This window comes from Solimonas flava DSM 18980 (assembly GCF_000426685.1).
Classification (GTDB): domain Bacteria; phylum Pseudomonadota; class Gammaproteobacteria; order Nevskiales; family Nevskiaceae; genus Solimonas; species Solimonas flava.
Map to the genome: position 1 here is coordinate 326933 of NZ_AUFV01000002.1, position 23535 is coordinate 350467.

Annotated in this window: 23 protein-coding genes; 20 read left to right on the forward strand and 3 right to left on the reverse strand. The window is 69.2% G+C overall.

Annotation, left to right across the window (positions count from 1 at the left end; translation table 11 throughout):
* The first annotated feature begins 54 nt into the window (after positions 1-54).
* On the forward strand, positions 55-396 hold the full coding sequence (locus K343_RS20945; RefSeq protein ID WP_028006986.1) for a flagellar protein FlaG: 342 nt from the start codon (positions 55-57) through the stop codon (positions 394-396).
* A gap of 13 nt (positions 397-409) precedes the next feature.
* Positions 410-1756: a flagellar filament capping protein FliD gene (gene fliD / locus K343_RS0104230; protein WP_051277942.1), complete on the forward strand. Its 1347-nt coding sequence runs from the start codon at positions 410-412 to the stop codon at positions 1754-1756.
* A gap of 95 nt (positions 1757-1851) precedes the next feature.
* On the opposite strand, the gene folD is transcribed toward fliD, so the two are convergent.
* Positions 1852-2718 carry a bifunctional methylenetetrahydrofolate dehydrogenase/methenyltetrahydrofolate cyclohydrolase FolD gene (folD, locus tag K343_RS0104235; RefSeq protein ID WP_028006988.1) on the reverse strand — a complete coding sequence of 289 codons (867 nt, stop codon included), beginning with the start codon at positions 2716-2718 and terminating at the stop codon, positions 1852-1854.
* Between the two features lie 100 nt (positions 2719-2818).
* Positions 2819-4027 (reverse strand): 5-demethoxyubiquinol-8 5-hydroxylase UbiM, encoded by a 1209-nt coding sequence (gene ubiM, locus K343_RS0104240; RefSeq protein WP_028006989.1) that lies wholly within the window; start codon positions 4025-4027, stop codon positions 2819-2821.
* Positions 4028-4218: 191 nt separating this feature from the next.
* On the opposite strand from ubiM, the gene ccmA reads away from it, so the two are divergent.
* From ccmA to K343_RS0104315, 15 genes are all read left to right on the forward strand, one after another.
* Positions 4219-4803: a heme ABC exporter ATP-binding protein CcmA gene (ccmA, locus tag K343_RS0104245; protein ID WP_028006990.1), complete on the forward strand. Its 585-nt coding sequence runs from the start codon at positions 4219-4221 to the stop codon at positions 4801-4803.
* Entirely contained in the window at positions 4800-5465 is a 666-nt protein-coding gene (gene ccmB / locus K343_RS0104250; protein WP_028006991.1) for a heme exporter protein CcmB, read from the forward strand. The genes ccmA and ccmB overlap by 4 nt, the downstream gene beginning before the upstream one ends.
* An 18-nt stretch (positions 5466-5483) precedes the next feature.
* Positions 5484-6245, forward strand: coding sequence for a heme ABC transporter permease CcmC (gene ccmC, locus K343_RS0104255; RefSeq protein WP_028006992.1), 762 nt, complete (start codon positions 5484-5486; stop codon positions 6243-6245).
* A complete protein-coding gene (gene ccmD, locus K343_RS23860) occupies positions 6235-6381 on the forward strand; it encodes a heme exporter protein CcmD (protein ID WP_245540505.1) in 147 nt (48 codons plus the stop codon). Before ccmC ends, ccmD begins: the two co-directional genes overlap by 11 nt.
* The gene (gene ccmE / locus K343_RS0104265; protein WP_028006993.1) at positions 6378-6842 is read left to right on the forward strand and encodes a cytochrome c maturation protein CcmE; all 465 of its coding nucleotides are present in this window, start codon (positions 6378-6380) and stop codon (positions 6840-6842) included. Before ccmD ends, ccmE begins: the two co-directional genes overlap by 4 nt.
* 23 nt (positions 6843-6865) lie before the next feature.
* The gene (locus tag K343_RS0104270) at positions 6866-8848 is read left to right on the forward strand and encodes a heme lyase CcmF/NrfE family subunit (RefSeq protein WP_028006994.1); all 1983 of its coding nucleotides are present in this window, start codon (positions 6866-6868) and stop codon (positions 8846-8848) included.
* Complete coding sequence (locus K343_RS0104275) at positions 8848-9372, forward strand: DsbE family thiol:disulfide interchange protein (RefSeq protein WP_051277943.1); 525 nt, start codon at positions 8848-8850, stop codon at positions 9370-9372. The genes K343_RS0104270 and K343_RS0104275 overlap by 1 nt, the downstream gene beginning before the upstream one ends.
* Positions 9369-9872 (forward strand): cytochrome c-type biogenesis protein, encoded by a 504-nt coding sequence (locus K343_RS0104280; protein WP_028006996.1) that lies wholly within the window; start codon positions 9369-9371, stop codon positions 9870-9872. Before K343_RS0104275 ends, K343_RS0104280 begins: the two co-directional genes overlap by 4 nt.
* Positions 9869-11089, forward strand: a complete 1221-nt coding sequence (gene ccmI, locus K343_RS20950) for a c-type cytochrome biogenesis protein CcmI (RefSeq protein WP_154662438.1) — start codon at positions 9869-9871, stop codon at positions 11087-11089. Before K343_RS0104280 ends, ccmI begins: the two co-directional genes overlap by 4 nt.
* Before the next feature lie 71 nt (positions 11090-11160).
* A complete protein-coding gene (locus tag K343_RS0104290; RefSeq protein ID WP_028006997.1) occupies positions 11161-12027 on the forward strand; it encodes a MaoC family dehydratase in 867 nt (288 codons plus the stop codon).
* A gap of 25 nt (positions 12028-12052) precedes the next feature.
* Positions 12053-12958 (forward strand): UTP--glucose-1-phosphate uridylyltransferase GalU, encoded by a 906-nt coding sequence (galU, locus tag K343_RS20955; RefSeq protein ID WP_020649826.1) that lies wholly within the window; start codon positions 12053-12055, stop codon positions 12956-12958.
* 96 nt (positions 12959-13054) lie between these two features.
* Entirely contained in the window at positions 13055-15907 is a 2853-nt protein-coding gene (locus K343_RS0104300; protein ID WP_028006998.1) for a 2-oxoglutarate dehydrogenase E1 component, read from the forward strand.
* Positions 15908-15998: 91 nt separating this feature from the next.
* Positions 15999-17225 carry a 2-oxoglutarate dehydrogenase complex dihydrolipoyllysine-residue succinyltransferase gene (gene odhB / locus K343_RS0104305; protein WP_028006999.1) on the forward strand — a complete coding sequence of 409 codons (1227 nt, stop codon included), beginning with the start codon at positions 15999-16001 and terminating at the stop codon, positions 17223-17225.
* Positions 17226-17393: 168 nt separating this feature from the next.
* Complete coding sequence (locus K343_RS0104310; protein ID WP_028007000.1) at positions 17394-18425, forward strand: AraC family transcriptional regulator; 1032 nt, start codon at positions 17394-17396, stop codon at positions 18423-18425.
* A 203-nt stretch (positions 18426-18628) separates the two neighbouring features.
* Positions 18629-19501: a metal-dependent hydrolase gene (locus tag K343_RS0104315; protein ID WP_028007001.1), complete on the forward strand. Its 873-nt coding sequence runs from the start codon at positions 18629-18631 to the stop codon at positions 19499-19501.
* A gap of 9 nt (positions 19502-19510) precedes the next feature.
* Here the strand turns inward: K343_RS0104315 and K343_RS0104320 are convergent, their stop codons facing one another.
* Positions 19511-20383 (reverse strand): class I SAM-dependent methyltransferase, encoded by an 873-nt coding sequence (locus tag K343_RS0104320; RefSeq protein WP_028007002.1) that lies wholly within the window; start codon positions 20381-20383, stop codon positions 19511-19513.
* Positions 20384-20535: 152 nt separating this feature from the next.
* On the opposite strand from K343_RS0104320, the gene lpdA reads away from it, so the two are divergent.
* From lpdA to K343_RS0104335, 3 genes are all read left to right on the forward strand, one after another.
* Positions 20536-21981: a dihydrolipoyl dehydrogenase gene (gene lpdA / locus K343_RS0104325; protein ID WP_028007003.1), complete on the forward strand. Its 1446-nt coding sequence runs from the start codon at positions 20536-20538 to the stop codon at positions 21979-21981.
* Between the two features lie 75 nt (positions 21982-22056).
* Positions 22057-22659 carry a YfaZ family outer membrane protein gene (locus tag K343_RS0104330; protein ID WP_028007004.1) on the forward strand — a complete coding sequence of 201 codons (603 nt, stop codon included), beginning with the start codon at positions 22057-22059 and terminating at the stop codon, positions 22657-22659.
* A 33-nt stretch (positions 22660-22692) separates the two neighbouring features.
* Positions 22693-23412, forward strand: coding sequence for a YebC/PmpR family DNA-binding transcriptional regulator (locus K343_RS0104335; RefSeq protein WP_028007005.1), 720 nt, complete (start codon positions 22693-22695; stop codon positions 23410-23412).
* The last annotated feature ends 123 nt before the right edge of the window (positions 23413-23535 follow it).

Consider the following 23535-nt stretch of genomic DNA (forward strand, 5'->3'; position numbering starts at 1 on the left):
GGAGGACGCGCGGCCAGCGTGGTTCGAGGCGGGCCATGACCGGAGCATCCGGTGATGAGCGACACGATCAAGGCAATCGAAGCGGTGGCCGCGCCGGCTGGCAGCGGCCGTTTCGGCGTTTCCGTCGCGCGCGAACAAACGACGGCCGACGCGTCACACGCGCGCGCGGTCGATGTCGACGAACTGCGTCAGGCGCTTGGCGACGTGCGCGACATGCTGGCCGGTGCCGGCGTCGATCTGACCTACCGCGTCGACAGGGAACTGAATCGCGTCATCGTCGAGGTCGTCGACCGTCAGGACGGCACCGTGCTGCGGCAGATTCCGGGCGAGGAAGTGCTGCGCCTGGCGCGGCTGATGAAAGACGGCAACGGTGGCCTGCTGCAGGCCGAGGCATGAGGAGAGACTGAAGATGGCCATCACTTCCGCCGGCGTCGGCTCCGGGCTCGATATCGAGTCGCTGATCACCAAGCTGGTCACGGCCGAGCGCAGCCCGACCGAGACGCGCCTGACGACCAAGCAGAGCGTGCTCAATACGCAGCTGTCGGCGGTCGGCACCTTCAAGTCGGTGCTGTCGACGCTGCAGACCAAGCTCGCCGCGCTCAAGTCCGACGGCGATCTGATGACGCTGTCGGCGACTTCGTCCGACACCGACATCCTCGGCGTCTCGACCAGCAGCGCGGCGACGCGCGGCAATTACCAGGTCGAGGTGCTGAGTCTGGCCAAGGCGCACAAGCTCGCCAGCACGGCGCTCGCCGGCGCCGACACGTCGCTCGGCGCGGGCGACGTGACGATCGGCGTGGCCGGCAAGAGCTTCACCGTCACGCTCGGCGATACGCAGAACACGCTCGCCGATCTCAAGAACGCGATCAACAAGGCTTCGGACAACACCGGTGTGACGGCGACGCTGATCAGCGAGAGCGGCGGCACGCGCCTGGTGCTGAGCAGCAACGAAACCGGCGCCGACAATACCGTTACCGTGTCCTCGTCGCTGCTCGGTTTCACCGAGCAGCAGGCCGCGCAGGACGCGCACGTGCGCGTCGACGGCTACGACGTCTACTCGGCTTCGAACAGCGTCAGCGACGCCATCGACGGCGTCACGCTCAAGCTGCAGAAGGCCGAGCCGGGCACGACGCTGTCGCTCGACGTCGCGCTCGATACCGACGCGGCGGCCAAGACCGTGCAGAGCTTCGTCAGCGCCTACAACTCGGCGATCGGCACGATGGCCTCGCTGACCAAATACGACGCCGGCACCAAGACCGCCGCGGTGCTCAACGGCGACGCCATGGTGCGCGGTGCGGCAAGCACGCTGCGCGGCATTCTCGCCGGCGCCGGCGCGTCCGGCGGCAGCTACCAGTACCTGGCGCAGATCGGCATCACTGCCAAGGCCGACGGCACGCTGGAGCTGGACAGCGAGAAGCTTTCGGACGCGCTCGCCAACGACAGCGCCGCGGTGCAGAAACTGTTCGCCGGCGACACCGGCTACGCGACGCAGCTCGACGCGGCGATCGAGAAGATCGTCGGCGACGACGGCCAGGTCGAGGCGCGCAACGACGCGCTGCAGGCGCGGCTCGATACGATCTCCGGGCAGCTCGACGATCTCGACGCGCGCATGGTCAAGGTCGAGGCACGCTACCGACAGCAGTACACCTCGCTCGATACGCTGCTCGCCAGTATGCAGAGCACCAGCACCTATCTGACCCAGCAGCTCAGCGCGCTGTCGAAGCTGAGCTCCTCGTCTTCATCCTCGTCCGGCTGAGCGCCCGCCGCGCGCGTCGCGCGCTTCGATGTGCGTTGCCGGCCGCCGCCGATCCGGCGTGGCGGCGAACGGGCGGCGCGCGCGGTGCGCCGGGCTCAATCGACGGCGCGGCCTTCGCGCGCCGCGCAGGCGGCGAGGGTGTTGTGCATCAGCATCGCCACCGTCATCGGGCCGACGCCGCCCGGCACCGGCGTGATCCATGCGGCGCGCTCGCGGGCAGCCTCGAATTCCACGTCGCCGACGATCTTGCCGTCGGCGAGGCGGTTGATGCCGACGTCGATGACCGTCGCGCCGGGCTTGATCCAGGCGCCCTTGACCAGCCCCGGTTTGCCGACTGCGGCGACCAGGATGTCGGCGCGCGCGACTTCGCCGGCGACGTCGGCGGTGAAGCGGTGGCAGCAGGTCGCGGTGGCGCCGGCCAGCATCAGTTCCAGCATCATCGGCCGGCCGACGTGGTTGCTGGCACCGACGACCACGGCGCGCTTGCCTTTGAAGGTCTCGCCGGTCGAGCGCAGCAGCTCCATCACGCCGAACGGCGTGCACGGCCGCAGCGCCGGCAGGCGCTGGGCGAGGCGGCCGATGTTGTACGGATGGAAACCGTCGACGTCCTTGTCGGCGCGGATGCGCTCGGTGATGCGCGTGGCGTCGAGCTGCGCCGGCAGCGGCAGCTGCACGAGGATGCCGTCGATGTCGTCGTCGGCGTTGAGGCGGTCGATCGCGCCGAGCAGTTCGGCCTCGGTGATCGTCGCGTCGAAGTGCATCGGCACTGAGCGCACGCCGACCTTTTCGCAGGTCAGGCGCTTGTTGCGCACGTAAATCTCAGAGGCCGGGTCGGCGCCGACCAGGACCGTGGCCAGGGCCGGCCGGCGCTGGCCGGCGGCAACGCGCGCGGCGATCGCGCTGCGGACACGTTCGTGGACGGCGGCGGCGACGGCCTTGCCGTCGATCAGTTGGGCGCTCATGGGAATCCGGGTCTCGGCGGGGCGCGTATTGTAGGAAAAGCGCGCCCGCGCGGTGCGGCCGGAATGCCCTTGCGCACCCCGGCGAGACTGCCGCGGATGGCTAGCCCGGCGCGATGCCGGGCCGGCGCTCGCCGCGCCGGCGCAGCGGCGCGACGATCAGGCGCTTGAGCGGCGGCAGGTGCTCGGTCAGCTGCAGCGCGGCGCGGCGCGCCAGGCGCGCCGGCAGCCGCTCGTCGGTATACAGGCCGACGAGTGCGTTGGTCAGTTCGTAGAGCGGCCGCGCCGCGCGCCGGTGCTCGGCCTCATAGCCGCGCAGCAGCGCCAGCGCGCCGATGTCGGCGCCGCGCCGCTGCGCCGCGCGTACCGCGTTGGCGAGCGTCGCCACGCTGCGCAGGCCGAGGTTGTAGCCGTGTGCGGTGACCGGGTGCATGCCGACCGCGGCGTCGCCGATCAGGGCGTAGCGTTCCTTGCAGAACTGTTCGGCCCAGACCGCGACCAGCGGATAGACGTGGCGGCTGCTGGCGAGGCTCAGGCGGCCGAGGTGGTGGCCGGTCCAGTCGCCGATGCGCGCTGCGAAATCCTCGGGCGCGGCCTGCGCCAGCGCGGCGATCTGGCGATGCGGCTGGGTCAGCACCAGCGAACTGCGCGATCCGTTCAGCGGCAGCAGCGCGAGGGTCGCGCCGTAGACGAACCATTCCTCAGCGGTCTGCCGGTGCGGCAGTTCGTGTTCGAGCCGGCAGACCAGCATGCTCTTGCCGAAGTCGCGCATGCGCGCGGCGATGCCCATCGCCCGCCGCGTCTCGGAGAAACGGCTGTCGGCGGCCACCACCAGCCGCGCGCGTAGCCGGCGGCCGTCGTCGAGCTGGACTTCGGCGTGGCCGGGCGCGGTCTGCAGCGCGGTGACGCGGGCGGTGTACCAGCTGAGCTGCGCGGCGTCGGCCAGGCTGGCGTAGCTGGCGCGGCGCAGCTGGTAGTTCGGCACCAGCCAGCCGAGCTCGCCGGCGCCGTCGGCCTGCAGATGCAGCGCGCTGCGCGTGCCACCATCGAGCACGCGTGCGTCGCGCAGGCGCGAGATGTCTTCATCGGGGATGTACGGCCAGATGCCGTAGTCGCGCAGGTGCGCCACCGAATCCGTGCTCAGCGCGATCTCGCGGCCGTCGAACGGCGCCTCGGCCAGCGCCTCGCGCGGCGTCGGGTCGACGATCGCGACGTTCAGCTCGTCCTCGCCGAGCGCGCGGGCCAGGGCCAGTCCGGCCGGTCCCGCGCCGATGATGACGAGATCATGGATTGCGCTGGGCTGGTCGTTCATGGCCGGCACCTTAGGCAGGCGCCGGCCGGCGGGAACTGATCGCGGTCAAGGACACTGCGGCCGGCATCGGCTACGGGCCGGCCGGCGCGCCGGGTGTTCCCGTACACTAGGCGACCTTTTTCGAAACAGGGTGGCGTGACCGGCGGCGGGCCGGGCGCCAGCCGCCGCAAACTGCAGCCGACGAGCTTCGCGTGCCCCTGCTGAGCGCCGACCAACTGACGATCCAGCGCGGAGACCGCGCGCTGCTGCGCGATTTCGATCTGCGTCTGGCGGCCGGCGAGCTGCTGCACCTGCGCGGCGCCAACGGCATCGGCAAGACCTCGCTGCTGGAGACGCTGGCCGGCCTGCGCCGGCCGGCGGCCGGGCAGTGCCGGCTCGCCGACGAAGCCGCCGGCCTGCACTGGCTCGGTCACCGCAACGGTCTGAACCTGCAGCTCAGCGCGATCGACAACCTGCGCTTCTGGTGCGGCATCAACGGCGCGTCGCCGGCCGGCATCGACGCCGCGCTGGCCGGCGTCGAGCTGCCGGCCCGCGCGCGCCGCCGCGCCTGCCGCAGCCTGTCGGCCGGCCAGAAGCGGCGCAGCGCGCTGGCCCGCCTGCTGCTGCAGCCGCGACCGGTCTGGCTGCTCGACGAGCCGCTCGACGGTCTCGACGCCGGCGGTCTCGCCCTGTTCGCGGCGCTGACGCAGGCGCATCTGGCGCAGGGCGGGGCGGTGCTGATGACCAGCCACCAGACGCTGCCGGCGCCGCTGGCGGCGCGCGAGCTGATCCTGTGAAGGCGCTGGCCGCGATCTTCGCGCGCGAGCTGCGGCTGGCGGCGCGCGCCAAGGCCGAGTGGCTGATGCCGCCGCTGTTCTTCGTCATCGTCGTCACCGTGTTCAGCTTCGGCACCAGGCCCAACGATCCGCAGCTCGCGGCGTTCGCGCCGGCGGTGCTCTGGGTCGGCGCGCTGCTGGCGGCGCTGCTGTCGCTGGAACGCCTGTATCGCACCGATCAGGAAGACGGCACGCTCGAACAGCTGCTCGTCAGCCGCACGGCGCTGAGCTTCGCGGTGTTCGTGAAGGGGCTGGCGCACTGGCTGCTGAGCGGCCTGCCGATCGTGCTGCTGGCGGCGCCGCTGGGCCTGATGCTCGGGCTGGCGCCGCCGCATCTCGGCCCGCTGGTGCTGGGACTGGCGCTCGGCACGCCGTGCCTGAGCTTCATCGGCGGCTTCGTCGCGGCGCTGACGGTGGGCTTGCCGCGTGGTGGCGCGCTGCTGCCGGTGCTGGTACTGCCGCTGATCGTGCCGGTCGTGATCTTCGGCGCCGGCAGCGTGCGGGCTGCCCAGCAAGGCCTCGATGCAGGGGCTCCGCTATACTTCCTGGCCGCCATTTTGACGTTGACGCTGACCCTCCTGCCCTGGCTCGCCGCCGCGGCGCTGCGCAATGCCTTCGAATAGCTCCGGACATTCCGGCCCATGAACTGGACGTGGTTCCACCGCCTCGGCTCGCCGCCGAGCTTCTACCGCTTCGCCGGACGGCTCGCGCCGTGGCTGGGCGGCCTCGGTCTGCTGCTGCTGGCCTACGGCTGGTATGCGGGCCTGGTGCTGGCGCCGCCGGATTACCAGCAGAAGGACGCGTTCCGCATCATTTACGTCCACGTGCCGGCCGCCGCCGTGTCGCTGTCGCTTTATGTGCTGATGGCGCTGGCCGGCGCGGTCGCGCTGATCTGGCGGATGAAGCTGGCCGAGGCGGTGATGGTGGCGACTGCGCCGGTCGGTGCCAGCTTCACGGCGCTGGCGCTGGTCACCGGCATGCTCTGGGGCAAGCCGATGTGGGGTGCGTACTGGGTCTGGGACGCGCGCCTGACCGCCGAGCTGGTGCTGCTGTTCCTTTATTGCGGCGTGATCGGCCTCAACGCGGCCTTCGACGACGCCCGCGCCGGCGCCCGTGCCTGTGCGCTGCTGGCGATCGTCGGCCTGGTCAACGTGCCGATCGTGCATTTCTCGGTCGAGTGGTGGAACAGCCTGCACCAGGGCTCGACGATCCTGAAATTCGGCAAGCCGGCGATCAGCGCCGACATGGCCTGGCCGCTCTATGCCGGCCTGCTGGCCACCTACTGCCTCTGCGGTCACGCGATCCTGCGCCGCGCCCAGAACGAGCTGCTGCTGCGCGAGCGCAACACGCGCTGGGTACGTGAGCTGGCGACGGAACTTGGCGGAGGCGCGCGTGTCTCCTGAGTTCTGGAAGATGGGCGGGTATGCGCTGTATGTCTGGGGCAGCTTCGGCATCGCCGCCGGCATTTACCTGTGGAACCTGATCGCACCGCGGCTGCGCCGCCGCGCGATCCTCGAGACGCTGCTCGACGACGAATGACCAAACGGCAGAAACGCATGGCGGCGGTGGCCGCGCTGGTCGCGGGCCTCGCGCTCGCGGCGGTGTTCGGCTTCACGGCCTTCCGCAAGAACATGATGTATTTCTACACGCCGACCGACATCGTCGAGCACAAGGTCGCCGACAACGCGCGGCTGCGCCTCGGCGGCCTCGTCACCGTCGGCAGTCTCAAGCGCGGCGACGGCCTGAACGTCGAGTTCACGCTCGCCGACTGCGAGAAGTCGCTGCCGGTGCGCTACGACGGCATCCTGCCGGACCTGTTCCGCGAGGGGCAGGGCATCGTCGCCACCGGACAGATGAAGGACGGCGTGTTCGTCGCCGATGAAGTGCTCGCCAAGCACGACGAGAACTACATGCCGCCGGAACTGGCGAAATCACTGAAGACCGCCGACGGCCGGCATTCCTGCGCACCGTTCAAGTCGGTGATGCAGGCCGCCAACTGAACGCCCCTGTGCCAGAGGCCAGCATGATTCCGGAACTCGGTCACTTCGCGCTGGTCGCGGCCCTGCTCGTGGCGCTGCTGCAGGTTGCGCTGCCGGCGTTCGGCGTGTGGCGCCGCGACCGGCGCCTGATGGCGGTCGCCAGCTCGGCGGCGCAGACGCAGTTCCTGCTGATCCTGTTCGCGTACCTGTGCCTGAGCTGGGCCTTCGTGACGCGCGACTGGTCGGTCGCCTATGTCGCCGCCAACAGCCATTCGGACCTGCCGCTGGCCTACCGGATCAGCGCGGTCTGGGGCGCGCACGAGGGTTCGATGCTGCTGTGGGTGCTGATGCTGAGCGGCTGGGCGGCGGCGGTGTCGGTCTTCAACCGTCGCCTGCCGCCGGATCTGGCGGCCACCACGCTGGCGGTGCTCGGCGCGGTCGGCGTCGGCTTTTTGCTGTTCATCCTGCTGACCTCGAATCCGTTCGAGCGCAGCTTCCCGGTGCCGGCGGACGGCCGCGACCTGAATCCGCTGCTGCAAGACCCCGGCCTGGTCATCCATCCGCCGATGCTCTACATGGGCTACGTCGGCTTCTCGGTGGCGTTCGCGTTCGCGCTCGCGGCGCTGATCTCGGGCCGGCTCGACGCCGCCTGGGCGCGCTGGACGCGGCCGTGGACGACGACCGCCTGGCTGTTCCTGACCTGCGGCATCACGCTCGGCTCGTGGTGGGCCTACAACGAGCTCGGCTGGGGCGGCTGGTGGTTCTGGGACCCGGTCGAGAACGCCTCGTTCATGCCGTGGCTGGTCGGCACCGCGCTGATCCATTCGCTGGCGGTCACCGAGAAGCGCGGCCAGCTCAAGGCCTGGACCGTGCTGCTGGCGATCCTGGCGTTCGCGCTGTCGCTGCTCGGTACTTTCCTCGTGCGTTCCGGCGTGCTGGTGTCGGTGCACGCCTTCGCCACCGATCCGGCGCGCGGCGTGTTCATTCTGACGTTCCTGGCGATCGTGCTCGGCATCGCTTTCACGCTGTATGCCTGGCGCGCGCCGAAGTTCGTCTCGCAGGCCGACTTCGCGCTGTTCTCGCGCGAGGGCCTGCTGCTGCTCAACAACGTGTTCCTCGTCGTCGCCGCGTTCGCGGTGCTGCTCGGCACGCTGTATCCGCTGCTCGCCGAGGCGCTGAACCTCGGCAAGGTCTCGGTCGGACCGCCGTACTTCAATGCCGTGTTCCTGCCGCTGACCGCGCCGCTGGCGGTGCTCGTCGGTCTGGCGGCAGCAGTCGGCTGGAAGCGCGCCAAGCCGGCCGAGGTCTGGAAGCGCGTGCGCGTGCCGGCGGCGCTCGCCGTCGTCGCCGGTCTGGCGCTGCCGTGGGCGCTCGGCCATCGCACGCTGCTGGCGGCGATCGCCGGCGGCATGCTCGCGATCTGGGTGCTGCTGACGGCGGCGCAGGAGATCGGACGCCGCGTGCTCGCCAAGCGCGATCGCGTGCAGGGTCTGCTGCAGGTGCCGCGTGCGGTCTGGGGCATGACGCTGGCCCACGCCGGGCTCGGCATCTGGGTGCTCGGCGTCAGCTTCGTCAGCCTCTACAGCGTCGAGAAGGATGTGCGCCTCGGTCCGGGACAGGCCGCCGAGCTGTCCGGCTACGCGTTCCGCTTCGACGGCGTCGAAGGCCGCGCCGGCCCGAACTACGACGCCGACCACGGCCGCGTCGAGGTCTCGCGCGGCGGCCGCGTGATCGCCGAACTCGAGCCCGAGAAGCGGCGCTATCGCGCCAGCGGCCAGGTCATGACCGAGTCGGCCGTTGACCACAATGCGCTGCGCGATCTCTACGTTGCCCTCGGCGAGCCGATCGACAAGGCGCGGGCCGACGGCGACTGGGCACTGCGCCTGTACTACAAGCCGATGATGCGTCTGGTCTGGTGGGGCGGCTTCATCATGGCGCTCGGCGGCCTGATCGCCGCGTCCGACCGCCGCTACCGGCTCGCGCAGGCGCGCGAGACCGTCGCCGTGCGCGCCGAGGCGCTCGCCTGATGCGCCTGCGCTACCTGGTTCCCGCGCTGGTCCTGATCGGCCTGGTCGTGCTGTTCGCGGTCGGCCTGCGCCACGATCCGCGCGAAGTGCCGAGCCCGCTGATCGGCAAGCCGGCGCCGGCGTTCTCGCTGGCGGTGCTCGGGGCGCCGCAGCAGACCTACACGCTCGCCGACCTCAAGGGCCGGCCGGTGCTCGTCAATTTCTTCGCCAGCTGGTGCGCGGCCTGCCGCGTCGAGCATCCGTTCCTGATGCAGCTGGCGGCGCAGGGCGTCGAGATCGTCGGCGTCGACTACAAGGACACCGACGCCGACGGCGCCGACTGGCTGGCCCGGCACGGCAATCCGTACCGCACCGTGATCGCCGATCCGCAGGGCGCGATGGGCCTCGACTGGGGTGTCTACGGCGCGCCGGAGACCTTCGTGCTCGATACGGCGGGGACTATCGTCTACAAGCAGATCGGTCCGCTGTCGGAAGCGGTCTGGCGCGAGCGCGTCGCGCCGCTGCTGCAGGGAGCCAAGCCGTGAAGCGCGGGACGCTGAAATCCCGGCTCGCACCGGTGGCGCTGCTCGCCGGCCTGCTGCTGGCGCTGCCCGGCGCGCCGCTGCGCGCCGCCGAGCTCGACGCCGAGCAGCAGGCGCGCTACCAGACGCTGATCAACGAGCTGCGCTGCCTGGTCTGCCAGAACCAGACGATCGCCGATTCCAACGCGCCGCTCGCCGCCGACCTGCGCCAGCAGGTCGAGACGCAGATCCGCGCCGGGCGCAGCGATGCCGAAATCAAGCGTTACCTCACCGACCGCTACGGCGACTTCGTGCTGTACCGGCCGCCGTTCAAGGCCAAGACCTGGCTGCTGTGGGGCGGGCCGTTCGTCGTGCTGCTGATCGCGCTCGGGGTCGCGCTGCGCTTCGTGCGCGCGCGCCGCGCCGCGCCGGCCGCGACCGCGGTCGACGCCGCCGCGCTGCGCCAGGTGCTCGCCGACGAGGCGGGCGACGACGCGCGCCGACCACCGGAAAACCGTTCGTGACTCTGCTCATCGTCGTGATGGTGGCCATCGCCGTGGCCGCCGGGCTGTGGCTGACCCGGCCGCTGTGGGCGCGGGCGACCGCCGCCACGCTGCGCCGCAAGCGCGCCAATGTGATCGCCTACGAAACGCGCGTCGCCGAGATCGACGCCGACGTCGCCGCCGGCACGCTCGACGCCGAATCGGCGCAGCAGCTGCGCGACGAGGCCGGCGCGCGCCTGCTCGATGACGCCGGCGCCGCCGCCGAGACCGGCGAGTCGGCACCGCGGCGGCGTGGGCTGGCGCTCGCGCTGGTGCTGCTGCTCGGCGCCTTGGCCGGCCTTGGCTACTGGCTCGAAGGCAGCTGGCGGACGCGGGCGCTGATCGAGCTGGCGCAGCGCGATCCGCAGGCCGCCGAGCAGCAGATGATCGACGGCATGGTCGCGCAGCTCGAGCGACGCCTGAAGTCGGCGCCGGACGACGCGCAGGGCTGGGCGATGCTCGGCCGCGCCTATCTGGTGCTGCAGCGTTACTCCGACGCGGCGCAGGCCTACAGCCGCGCCAACGCCCTCAGCGTCGCCCAGCCGCAGGCCGAGTGGCTGATCGCGGCCGGCGCGGCGCAGGGCATGGCCAATCCGCAGCGCGACCTGCGCCCGGCGCGCCCGCTGTTCGAGCAGGCGCTGACGCTCGATCCGGGCAATGTCGAGGCGCTCTGGTACGCCGGCCTCGCCGCGCTGCAGGCCGACGACGCGGCGGCGGCCTACGCGCACTGGCTCAAGCTGCGCGAGCTGTCGCCGCCGGAGGATCTGGCCGCGATCCTCGACCAGCAGCTGCCGGCGCTCGCCGCCAAGACCGGCCAGACCCTGCCGCCGAAGCCGGCGGCCGCGCCGTCCGGCGTGCAGCTGACGGTGCATGTGCGCCTGGCCGACGCGCTGCGCGCGCAGCTCAAGCCGGGCATGACGCTGATGGTGTTCGCCAAGGCCGAGAACGGCCCGCCGATGCCGCTGGCGGTGCAGCGCATCGAGTCGCCGCAGCTGCCATTGAGCGTCACGCTCGACGACAGCCAGGCGATGATGCCGGCAATGAAGCTGTCGGCCTTCGAGCGCTGGGTCGTCACGGCCCGCCTGACGAGCGGCGCTGGCGCGCAGGCGCTGTCCGGCGATCTCGAGGGCAGCCATCCTGCCAGCCGCGCCGAGGCCGGCTCACCGCTCGAACTGGTGATCGACCGGCAAGTGCCCTGAGTGGCATCCTGCGAAGCTTGCGGCCGGCGCATCGAACCAACAGCATTTAATTGAAAAACAAGGGGATTTTGATGAACGCGACGCTCGCCCGGCTGCCCTCGGCGGAAGGCCTCTATCTGAAGGCGGCGACCACCGTGCTGCGCCGGCCCAAGGGCAAGCCGCGCATTCCGCAGTACGGCGTGCAGGTCAAGGGCGTGCGCGTCTCGGCGCAGCAGCTGTCCGACTACCGCCAGGTCTGCGGCTTCGCCGACAGCCACACGCTGCCGATCACCTTCCCGCACGTGATGGCCGCGGCCCTGCATCTGCACCTGATGACGCAGCCGCAGTTCCCGCTGCCGCTGCTCGGCCTCGTGCACGTGCGCAACCGCATCGAGCAGCTGCGCGGTCTCGGCACCGGCGAGAGCTACGATTTCGACGTGCGCCTGGCCGAGGCGCGCGAAGTCCGCCAGGGCCTGGAGTTCGACATCGTCTCCAGCGTCACGGTCGACGGCGCCGAGGTCTGGAACGAGGTGATGACCACGCTCTACCGCATCCCGGGCCCGAAGAAGCCGGCCGCCAAGCCGGCGCCGGTGCCGGCCAGCCTGTCGGACTACATCGCCGTCGACGCGCCGGCCGACATCGGCCGCCGCTACGCCAAGGTCGGCAAGGATTTCAACCCGATCCACCTCGCGCCGCTGCCGGCCCGGCTGTTCGGTTTCAAGCGCCACATCGCCCACGGCATGTGGTCGGCGGCGCACTGCGCGGCCCTGCTCGCTGACCACCTCGAAGGCGAGCCGCGAATGCTCGACGTGCAGTTCCGCCAGCCGCTGTTCCTGCCGGGCCGGGCGGCGCTGAAGTTCGCCCACGGCATCGGCGAGCACGGCAGCGGGAACGGTATCGAATTCGCGCTGCTGGCGCGCAACTCGGACAAGGTCCATTTGACCGGCCTACTGCGCTAAAATCGTCAGGCTTAAAGGAGCTCTCATGCGCATTCGCAAAGCGGTCTTCCCGGTCGCCGGTCTCGGCACCCGCTTCCTGCCGGCCACCAAGGCCAGCGCCAAGGAAATGTTGCCGGTCGTCGACAAGCCGCTGATCCAGTATGCGGTCCAGGAAGCGATCAGCGCCGGCGCTCAGGAGCTGATCTTCATCACCGGCCGTTCGAAGAATTCCATCATGGATCACTTCGACAAGGCCTACGAGCTCGAAGCCGAGCTCGCCGCCCGCGGCAAGAACAAGCTGCTCGAGACCGTGCAGGACATCGTGCCGCCGGGCGTCACCTGCATCTACATCCGCCAGGCCGAGGCGCTCGGCCTCGGCCACGCCGTGCTGCAGGCCTGGCCGGCAGTCGGCGACGAGGACTTCTACGTGATCCTCGCCGACGACCTCATCGACGGCCGTCTGCAGCCCTGCCTGTCGCAGATGCACCGCGTCTACCAGCAGTACGGCACCAGCGTGCTGGCGACCCAGCGCGTGCCGCAGGCGGACGTGTCGAGCTACGGCATCGTCGACGTGCAGCCGATCGGCCCGGGACTGTCCGAGATCCGCAAGATGGTCGAGAAGCCGAAGCCGGAGAACGCGCCGAGCAATCTCGCCGTGGTCGGCCGCTACATCCTGACGCCGCGCATCTTCAAGCTGCTGGAGCGCACGCAGCGCGGCGCCGGCGGCGAAATCCAGCTGACCGACGCGATCAGCCTGATGCTCAACGAGCAGACCGTGCTCGCCTACGAATTCGAAGGCGTGCGCCACGATTGCGGCTCGAAGCTCGGCTATCTGCGGGCGAACGTCGAGTTCGGCCTCAAGCATCCGGAACTGGCCGACGACTTCCGCGCCTACCTGAGCGAACTCACCGCCGGCTGGCACGAGCAGGACAAGAAGAGGGCCAAGGCGTAGCACGGCGGCGGATCCACAAACGACTCGATGGGGGAAGCCGCCCAAGCTTGGGGACGCCGGGGTGACACGAACACACAGACGAGAGCAGTAACAGACATGGCGACCAGCAAGTACCAGAACTTCATTGAGTCGTCTTCGATCAACGGTGCCAACGCACCCTACGTCGAAGCGTTCTACGAGCAGTTCCTCGAAGACCCGGAATCGGTCGATCCGAGCTGGCGGGCGTACTTCCGCCTGATCCAGGATCAGAGCGCGCCGCGCGAGACGCCGCACAGCGGGGTGATCGCGCGCTTCGAGCGCCTGGCGCGCGAGCCGCGCCGCGTGGTCGCCGCCGAAGCCGGCTTCGACGCCAAGGCCGCCGAGAAGCAGGCCGGCGTGCTGCGGCTGATCAACTACTACCGCGTGCGCGGCCATCAGGCCGCCAAGCTCGACCCGCTCGGTCTCGCGCCGGTCGACATCATTCCGGACCTCGATCCGGCCTTCCACGGCCTCGGTCCCGAGGACATGGAAACGGTCTTCAACACCGGCACGCTGGCGGCCAACGCCGACCGCCTGCCGCTCAAGGAGATCATCCGCATCCTCAAGAGCGTGTACACGGACACCATCGGTGCCGAGTACATGTACCTGACCGAGACCTCCGAGAAGCGCTGGATCCAGAAGCGCCTCGAATCGGTCGCGTTCCAGCCGAAGATCGGCATCGAGCGCAAGCGTGACGTCCTCAAGCAGCTGGTCGCCGCCGAAGGTCTCGAGCGCTATCTGCACAACAAGTACGTCGGCCAGAAGCGCTTCTCGCTGGAAGGCGGCGATTCGCTGATCCCGGCGATGGACGAGATCCTGCGTGCCTGCGCGGCGCGCGACGTCGAGGAAATCGTCATCGGCATGGCCCACCGCGGCCGCCTCAACGTGCTGATCAACACCCTCGGCAAGTCGCCGAAGGATCTGTTCGCCGAGTTCGAGGGCAAGTACTCGGTCGAGGCGCTGTCGCGCGCCGGCGACGTCAAGTACCACATGGGCTTTTCGACCGACGTCGAGGTCGACGGCAAGCGCGTGCATCTGGTGCTGGCCTTCAATCCTTCGCACCTGGAGATCGTCAATCCGGTCGTCGAAGGCTCGGTCAAGGCCCGCCAGACGCGGCGCAGCGACGAGGCCGGACAGAAGATCGTGCCGGTGCTGATCCACGGCGACGCGGCGTTCGCCGGTCAGGGCGTGGTGATGGAAACGCTGCAGCTGTCGCAATCGAAGGGCTACGCGACCGGCGGCACGATGCACATCATCGTCAACAACCAGATCGGCTTCACCACGCCGGACCCGATCGAGGCGCAGCGGCTCAAGGAAGCGCGCACCTCGCGCTACTGCACGGACCTGGCCAAGATGCTCGAAGCGCCGGTGTTCCACGTCAACGGCGACGATCCGGAGGCGGTGACCTTCGTGACGCGTCTGGCGATGGACTTCCGCAACGAGTTCCACAAGGACGTCATCGTCGACATCTGCTGCTACCGCCGCCTCGGCCATAACGAGGCCGACGAGCCGAGCGTCACCAGCCCGGTGATGTACGAAGTCATCAAGAAGCAGCCGACGACGCTGACGCTGTACGCCAAGAAGCTCGAGGAAGAAGGCACGATCGCCAAGGGCGACGCCGAGTCTCTGGTCAAGGAATACCGCGAAGGTCTCGACAAGGGCGAGAATCCGGCGCGCGTGACGCTGGGTCTGGTCGGCAACAAGCACACCGTCAACTGGGCCAAGTACAAGGAAGGCACCTGGGACACGCCGGTCGACACGACGATCACCCAGAAGTCGCTGCAGGCGCTGTCCGAGCAGCTGCTGAAGACGCCGGAAGGCTTCACGCTGCACCCGCGCGTCATCAAGATCTGGGAAGACCGCACCAAGATGGCGGCCGGCGATCTGCCGATGGACTGGGGCTTCGCCGAGACCATGGCCTACGCCTCGCTGATCAAGGACGGCTTCCACGTCCGCCTGTGCGGTCAGGATGCGCGCCGCGGCACCTTCTTCCACCGCCACGCGACGATCCACGACTACAAGAACGGCCAGCGCTACACGCCGCTGCGCCATCTGGTCGACGACAAGTACGGCTTCGTCGTCAACGACACGCTGCTCTCGGAAGAGGGCGTGCTCGGCTTCGAATACGGCTACTCGACGACCGATCCGGATTCGCTGGTGATCTGGGAAGCGCAGTTCGGCGACTTCGCCAACGGCGCGCAGGTGCTGTTCGACCAGTTCATTTCCTCGGGGCAGGCCAAGTGGGGCCGCCTCTGCGGTCTGGCGGTGTTCCTGCCGCACGGCTACGAAGGCCAGGGCCCGGAGCACTCGTCGGCGCGCATCGAGCGCTACCTGCAGCTCTGCGCCGAGAACAACCAGCAGGTCTGCGTGCCGTCGACGCCGGCGCAGATGTTCCACATGCTGCGTCGCCAGATGAAGCGTTCGCTGCGTCTGCCGCTGATCGTCGCCACGCCGAAGTCGCTGCTGCGCCACCCGCTGTCGGTGTCGACGCTCGACGACCTCACCAAGGGCGGTTTCCAGACCGTGATCCCGGAAGTCGAGGCGCTCGACGCGAAGAAGGTGAACCGCATCGTGTTCTGCTCGGGCAAGGTCTACTTCGACCTGCTCCAGGCGCGCCAGAAGGACAAGCTCGACAACGTGGCGCTGGTGCGCATCGAACAGCTCTATCCGTTCCCGCGCGCCGGCTACGAGCAGGTGCTGGCGAGCTACCCGAACGCCAAGGACGTCGTCTGGTGCCAGGAAGAGCCGGAAAACCAGGGCGCCTGGTACCAGATCAAGCACCGCCTCGCCGCGTACCTGCAGCCGCAGCATCAGCTGCTGTACTCGACGCGCAAGGGCGCCTCGACCACCGCGGTCGGCTACCTGAAGGTCCACCAGAAGGAGCAGGCCGAGGTCGTGCAGGAAGCGCTGACCGGCGGCAAGCGGATTTGACCAAGGCCCGCGAGGGCAGCACGGAGCCGGCGCAAGCCGGCTTCGCGTACTAAGAGACAGTTAGAAAAGAACGGACAGGAACCCCCAAACAATGGCCATCGAAATCAAAGTCCCCAATCTTCCGGAATCGGTCTCCTCGGCGACCGTCGCGAGCTGGCACGTCAAGGCCGGCGACGCCGTGTCGCGCGAGCAGAACCTGCTCGACCTCGAAACGGACAAGGTCATGCTGGAAGTGCCGGCGACGGCCGACGGCGTGATCAAGGAAATCCGCATCGAGGCCGGCGCCACGGTGCAGGCCGGCGACATCCTCGGCATCCTCGAGGAAGGCGCGGCAGCCGCGCCGAAGGCGGAGGCCAAGAGCGAGCCGGCCAAGAACGAGTCGGTGCCGGCCAAGGCGGTGGCGAGCGAAGCGGCGATGTCGTCGGAAGACGGCCAGAGCCCGGCCGTGCGCAAGCTGCTTTCGGAGCTGGGTCTGTCGGCGAGCCAGATTGCCGGCACCGGCAAGGGCGGCCGCCTGACGGTCGAGGACGTCAAGGCCTACGCTGCCGCGCCGAAGGCGGCTGTGCCGGCCAAGGCCCCGGCGGCCGCGGCCCCGGCCGCGCCGAAGGCGCTGGGCGCCCGCGAGGAGCAGCGCGTGCCGATGACGCGCATTCGCGCGCGTATCGCCGAGCGCCTGCTCGAAGCCAAGAACACGACGGCGATGCTGACGACCTTCAACGAGGTCGACCTCAAGGCCGTGATGGACCTGCGCGCCAAGTACAAGACCGAGTTCGAGAAGGCGCACGGCGTCAAGCTCGGCTTCATGAGCTTCTTCGTGCGCGCGGCGGTCGAGGCGCTGAAGAAGTTCCCGGTCGTCAATGCGTCGATCGACGGCAGCGACATCATCTATCACGGCTACTACGACATCGGCATTGCCGTTTCGTCGGAGCGCGGTCTGGTGGTGCCGATCCTGCGTGACGCCGACCAGCTGTCGCTGGCCGGCGTCGAGAAGGCGATTGTCGACTTCGGCGTGCGCGCCAAGGCCAACAAGCTGACGATGGAAGACCTCACCGGCGGCACGTTCTCGATCACCAACGGCGGCATCTTCGGCTCGATGATGTCGACGCCGATCCTCAACCCACCGCAGTCGGCGATCCTCGGCATGCACGGCATCACCGAGCGCCCGGTCGTCGTCAACGGCGAGATCGTCATCCGTCCGATGATGTATCTGGCGATGTCCTACGATCACCGCATCATCGACGGCAAGGAAGCCGTGCTGGCGCTGCGCACGATCAAGGAGTGCCTCGAGGATCCGGCCAAGCTGCTGCTGCAGCTGTAAAGCGGCCGCGCGCTGCAGCCGGCAGGCCGTCGCCCGCGACGCCTGCCGGCCGCAGCGCTTCCGTCGTAGGCCATCGGGCCCGCTGATGCGGGCCCGATGCGTTTGCGGCAGTCGTGCGGGTTCTTGCGTGCCCGCTGCCGGCGCGGGCGTCCGGCATACTGCGGGGCCATGAACCGCGCGCCGCTGCACGAGGAACCGATTCCGTTCATCACCCTGCCGAACTGGGTGAAGGCGGCGGCGCTGTGCGGCTTCAACATCCAGCCGGTGTTCGACGAACTCGGCATCGAGACCGACCTGATTCATCTCGAAGACGCGACCGTCAGCCGGCCGCTGCTGGAGCGGGCGATGGTCGCCTGTGTCGAACGCGCGCGCAGCCAGCACTTTCCGTTCGTGCTCGGCGAGACGTTCGCGTTCGACTATCTGCCGGACATCGGCACCTTCCTGGCGACCAGTCCGACGCTGCGCGACGCAGCGCGCGTGTTCGACTGGGTGCGCACGCTGATCAATCCGCTGATCGACGTGCAGCTCGAGGAGGACGGCGATCTGGCGCGGCTGACGCTGCGCGGCGACGGCGAGCCGCGCGGCGGCGGGCCGGCCGGGGTTTACTTCATCGAATCGATCTTCGCCGCGATCGCCCGATTCGGACGCATGCTGAACGGCGACGTCGAGCGCTTCAGCCGCCTGCGCTTCCGTTATCCGGCGCCGGCGTACGCGCTCGCGTATGAAAGCCATTTCCGCATTCCGGTGGCCTTCGGGCAGCCGTACAACGCGATCGAACTGCCGCGCGCCCAGCTCGACGTGCCGCTCGACGGCGGCTTTCCGGCACTGCACGGCCAGGCCGAGGTGCGCGTCGAACAGCGCCTCGCGCGCCTGCCGCGGCGCAGTGGCCTGATCGCCGCGGTCGAAGCGCAGTTCGAGCGCGAGCCGCATCTGCTCGGCCTCGGCATCGCGCAAATGGCGCGGCGGCTCGAACTGCACGAGCGCACGCTGCAGCGCCGGCTGCGCGAGGAGGGCGAGGTCTACGGCGAGCTGCAGGACCGCGTGCGCTACCGGCTGGCGCTGCGCGATCTCGACGATCCGCGGCTCGATCTCGAAACGATCAGCGAGCGCCTGGGCTTCTCGGACCGGCGCAGCTTCACGCGCGCGTTCGCGCGCTGGGCCGGCGTGACGCCGAGCCGCTACCGGCTGCGCGGCCGCTAAGCGCGCGTCGGCGCGAACGGCGTCGCCGCGGGGCTTCCGGCGAGCCCAGAAGCTGGTGCGTCGCGGTCGTCCTCGCGTGACGACTGGCGGAAGGTACAGGCCGGATTGTCGTCAAATGTTCCCTGCAGGTCGTCGCCAGTCATAGGCGGCGCCGGCGCTACTGCCTACAGTGCGGGCATCGGCGCAGATCGAGGAGAGGGAACATGGATGGAGGCAGTCCGCAGGCGATCGTGCCGCGCAAGGGGCCGGAGTTCGCGTGGCAGGATCTGCCGCGCTGGTGGTTCGGCGGCGACCCGTTCCGTACCCGTTTCTTCGACGCCATGTCGCTGCTGTTTCCCGAAGGCGAGAAGTTCTTCATCGCCTGCGTGCGCGATTACCGCGACAGCATTGCCGATCCGGAGCTGCGCGCGGCGGTCAAGGATTTCATGTACCAGGAAGGCCAGCACGGGGTCGTCCATACCTCGTTCAACAACCACCTGAAGTCGCAGGGCATCGCGGTCGATGAAGTGCTGACGCGGCAGCGGCAGATCATGTTCGACGTCTTCCGCCGGCGCCTGCCGAAGGTTTACACGCTCGGCCAGACCGCCGCGGCCGAGCACATGACGGCGCTGATGGCGCATGGGTTCTTCTCGACCGGCATGTTCGACGACGCCGATCCGCGCGTGCGGGCGATGTACGCCTGGCACGCGGTCGAGGAGATCGAGCACAAGGCGGTCGCCTTCGATGTTTTCCAGAAAGTCGCGCACGGCGGTTACTTCACACGCGTGCTCAGCATGCTGCAGGTCTCGCTGACGTTTCCGCTGCACGTCTTCGCGATCATGCGGCACATGTTCGAGGTCGACGGCGTGCGCGACCGCTTTCGCGTCTGGACCAAGGGGCTGTGGTGGCTGTACGGCCCCGGCGGCCTGTATCCGCGGCTGATGCGCCATTACCTTGCGTACTTCAAGCCGGGTTTTCATCCCTGGCAGCAGGGCGAGCTGGACACCTACCGGCTCTGGCGCGAAAGCTACGAGCGCAGTGGCAGCAATGCGCTCGCCGCCGCCGACGCGGTGATGGCGGCGACGCGCGCGGCCTGAACGGCGCCGCTATCCGCCGCGCCGTTCGGCGACGATCAGCCGCGCCGGAAACAGCGTGCGTTCCTCGATCAGCGTGAAGCCGGCGGTGTCGAGCCAGGCCGGCACGTCAGTGCGGTGCCAGGCGCGGATGAACGGTTCGTTGACGAAGCGCGCCAGCCCCCAGAAGTAGAGTCCGCGCCAGCCGTGTGCGCGCCACAGCGCATACGGCGGGCCGATGAACTGTTCCGGCGCCGGCTCGAGGATCGCCAGCCGCCCGCCGGCGCGCAGCAGGCGCCGGGCTTCGTCGAGCGCGGCCCGCGCGTAGCGCGGCGGCAGCTCGTGGAACAAAAAGCACGCAGCGACGCCGTCGAAACTTGCATCCGCCAGTTCGGTGCGCTCGGCGAGTCCCTGCACGAAGCGCGGCTGCGGGAACTGCCGCGCCGCGTGCTGCAGCAGGTACGGCGAGGCATCCAGACCCCAGACCTCGGGCACGCCCGCGGCGACCAGCGCCTGCGACGAATAGCCTGCGCCGCAGCCCAGGTCGAGCACGCGCCGGCTGCCGGTGAAGCAAGCGGCGAGGGCGGCGCGCGCCCGGCGCATCTCGCCAAGCATGACGCGGTCGAAGCCGGTGCTGTAGCCGTGCGTGATGCGCTTCGAGTAATTGCCGTTCGGCAGGTTGTGGAATTCGAGCAGCAGGTACTTCGGCAGCGCGACGCGCAGCGGCAGCGCCGGCGGCAGCTCGACGCGGCCGACGCGGCGCAGGACGAGCTTGCGCAGCAGCTGCCAGAGATCGCGCGGCCGCCGCCAGCGCAGGCGGTCCGGCCAGGCGTCGGGCAGGTCGAGGTCACGCCACGCGGGGCCGGGCTCGCGCGGCGCCGGAGTAGGGTCGGCAGCCGGGTTCATGGTCCATCACAAGAATGCATCGCGAAGCGGCCGATTCGCATCGTGCGCGCCGTGCGGGGCCGGGGGCGCCGTCCGCAAATGAAAATTGTAGCGAATGCCGTGCGATGACGAACCGCCGGGGCTAAAATGCGCGCAAACAGAGAAGGAGCATCATGACTGACCAATACGACGTCGTGGTCGTCGGCGGTGGCCCCGCCGGTTACCCGGCCGCGATCCGCGCCGCGCAGCTCGGTTTCAAGACCGCCTGCATCGACGCCTGGCTCAACAAGGACAACACCGCCGCGTTCGGCGGCACCTGCCTGAACGCCGGCTGCATTCCCTCCAAGGCCCTGCTCGAATCGTCGGAGCTGTGGCACCGCATGCAGCACGAGGCCTCGGCGCACGGCATCGGCGTCGGCGAGCTGAAGCTCGATCTGGCCAAGATGCAGGCGCGCAAGACCGCGGTCTCGCGCGGCCTCACCGGGGGCATCAAGCAGCTGTTCGCCGCCAACAAGGTCACCGGCCTCGAAGGCTTCGGCAAGCTGCTCGGCGACGGCAAGGTCGAGTTCACCTCGCACAAGGGCGAGAAGCAGGTCCTGTCGGCCAAGACCATCGTCATCGCCACCGGCTCGTCGCCGGTGAATCTCAAGATCGCGCCGTTCGACAACGAGTCGATCGTCGATTCCTGGGGCGCGCTCGACTTCACCGAAGTGCCGCAGCGTCTCGGCATCATCGGCGCCGGCGTGATCGGCGTCGAGCTCGGCAGCGTCTGGAGCCGCCTTGGCGCCAAGACCGTCATTCTCGAAGCGCTGCCGAACTTCCTGCCGATGGTCGACGCGCAGATCGCCAAGGAAGCGCTGCGCCACCTGACCAAGCAGGGGCTCGACATCCGCCTCGGCGCCAAGGTCAGCACCGCCAAGGTCACCGGCACGAAGACCAAGGCCGTCGAAGTCGAGTACGAGATGGGCGGCGAGAAGAAGACCGAAGTCTTCGACAAGCTGATCGTCGCCGTCGGCCGCCGTCCGAACACCGACGGCCTCAATGCCAAGGAAATCGGCGTGGCGTTCGACGAGCGCGGCTTCGTCAAGGTCGACGCCAACTACAAGACCAACGTTCCGGGCATCTACGCGATCGGCGATGTGATCGGCGGCGCGATGCTCGCGCACAAGGCGATCGAGGAAGGCGTGGCGCTGGCCGAGCAGCTGCACGGCGAGCACACCCAGGTCAACTACAACGCGGTGCCGAGTGTGGTCTACACCGCCCCGGAGATCGCCTGGACCGGCCTGTCGGAAGAGCAGGCCAAGGCCAAGGGCTACGAGGTCAAGATCGGCACCGGCCCGTTCGCCGCCAACGGCCGCGCCAAGGCCATGGAAGCGGCGCAGGGCACGATCAAGATCATCGCCGACGCCAAGACCGACCGCATCCTCGGCGTGCACATGGTCGGTCCGTACGTCTCGGAGCTGCTCGCCGAGGCGGTGCTGGCGCTCGAGTTCGCGGCGACCTGCGAGGACATCGCGCTGACGATGCACGGCCATCCGACGCTGTCGGAGAACTTCCACGAGGCCGTGCTCGCGGTCGACGGCCGCGCGATCCACGCGGTCAACAAGGTCAAGAAGTAAACGGCCGGCGGCGCCCCGCGCAAGCGGGGCGCCGTTCGCGTTTCTCCGCGCCCACACTTTCAGGAGTTCTCCGGCATGATGTTCCCGGTATCGCAGTCCTTTCGCCGGCTTGCCCGCATTTCCGCCGCTGGCCTGGTCCTGACGGCGGGTGCCGCACAGGCCGAGACGGTCGATTTCGGCCTGTCGAACGATTCGTTCCGCTTCGGCCTGACCGGTCCGCTGTCGCGCCTGATCGGCGGCGCGCAGGGCCAGTACGACCTCGGCTATCTGCAGCACCGCGATCACGGCGACGACAGCTACGCCGTGCACGCGGGCTTCCTGGTCAGCGGCGACGCCGGCCTGCGCGATCTCAATCTCACCATCGGCGCCGGCCTGCGCGGCGTCTATGTCGGCGGCGACGGCGACAACGGCGGGGCGATCGCGCCGGGCCTCCGCTTCGACGCGCGCCTGCCGGGCTACGAGCGCCTCGGCCTCGGCGGCTACGCGTACTACGCGCCGAGCGTGGTCAGCTTCGGCGACATCGACGATTATCGTGACATCGGCGTGGTGCTGAGCTACGAGCTGAACCGCAATGCGGCGGTCTATGTCGGCGCCCGCAACGTCAAGTTCGGCGTCGAACACGGCCGCGACGTGACGCTCGACACCGGCCTCTATGGCGGCATCGCACTGACGTTCTAAGATCGCGCCTGGTTTCCGGGCAGACGAGGGTATATGGGTCGAGGTCCGAGTATTGCGGCGCGCAAGGGTGTCGAGGACGCCAAGCGCGGCAAGCTGTTCACGAAGTTCATCCGCGAGATCACGGTCGCCGCGCGTGCCGGCGGCGGCGATCCGAAGACCAACGCGCGCCTGCGCCTGGTCCTCGACAAGGCGTTCGCCGCCAACATGACGAAGGACACCGCCGAGCGCGCGATCAAGCGCGGCACCGGCGAGGGCGGCAGCGATCAGTTCGAGGAAATCCGCTACGAAGGCTACGGCCCGGGCGGCGTCGCGATCATCGTCGACTGCATGACCGACAACCCGGTCCGCACCGTCGCTGAGGTCCGCCACGCCTTCTCGAAGCACGGCGGCAATCTCGGCACGTCCGGGGCGGTGGCGTATATGTTCGCGCGCGTCGGCCAGATCTTCTTCGAGACCGGCGGCGATGCCGCGCTCGAGGAGAAGATCCTCGAGGCGGCGCTCGAAGCGGGCGCCGACGACGTTCTCAGCGAGGATGGCTGGACCGAAGTGCTCTGCGCGACGGACAGCTTCGAGGCGGTCAAGCAGGCGCTGGAGGCCAAGGGTCTCAAGCCGGTGCAGGCCGACGTCACGCTGCGTCCGGGCACCATGGTCGACGTCGCCGGCGACGCGCGCGAGTCGGTGCAGAAGCTGATCGACATGCTCGAAGACCTCGACGACGTGCAGAAGGTCTATTCGAACGCCGACCTCGGCTGATCCGGGGCGGTCACGGCGGGCCCGGCGACGGGCCGCCACGCAGGCGACGGGGAGAGCGAGGGTGCTCGACGGACTTGAGCGGGAGACGGGACGGCAGGCGCGGCATCGCGCGCCGCGCTCGCG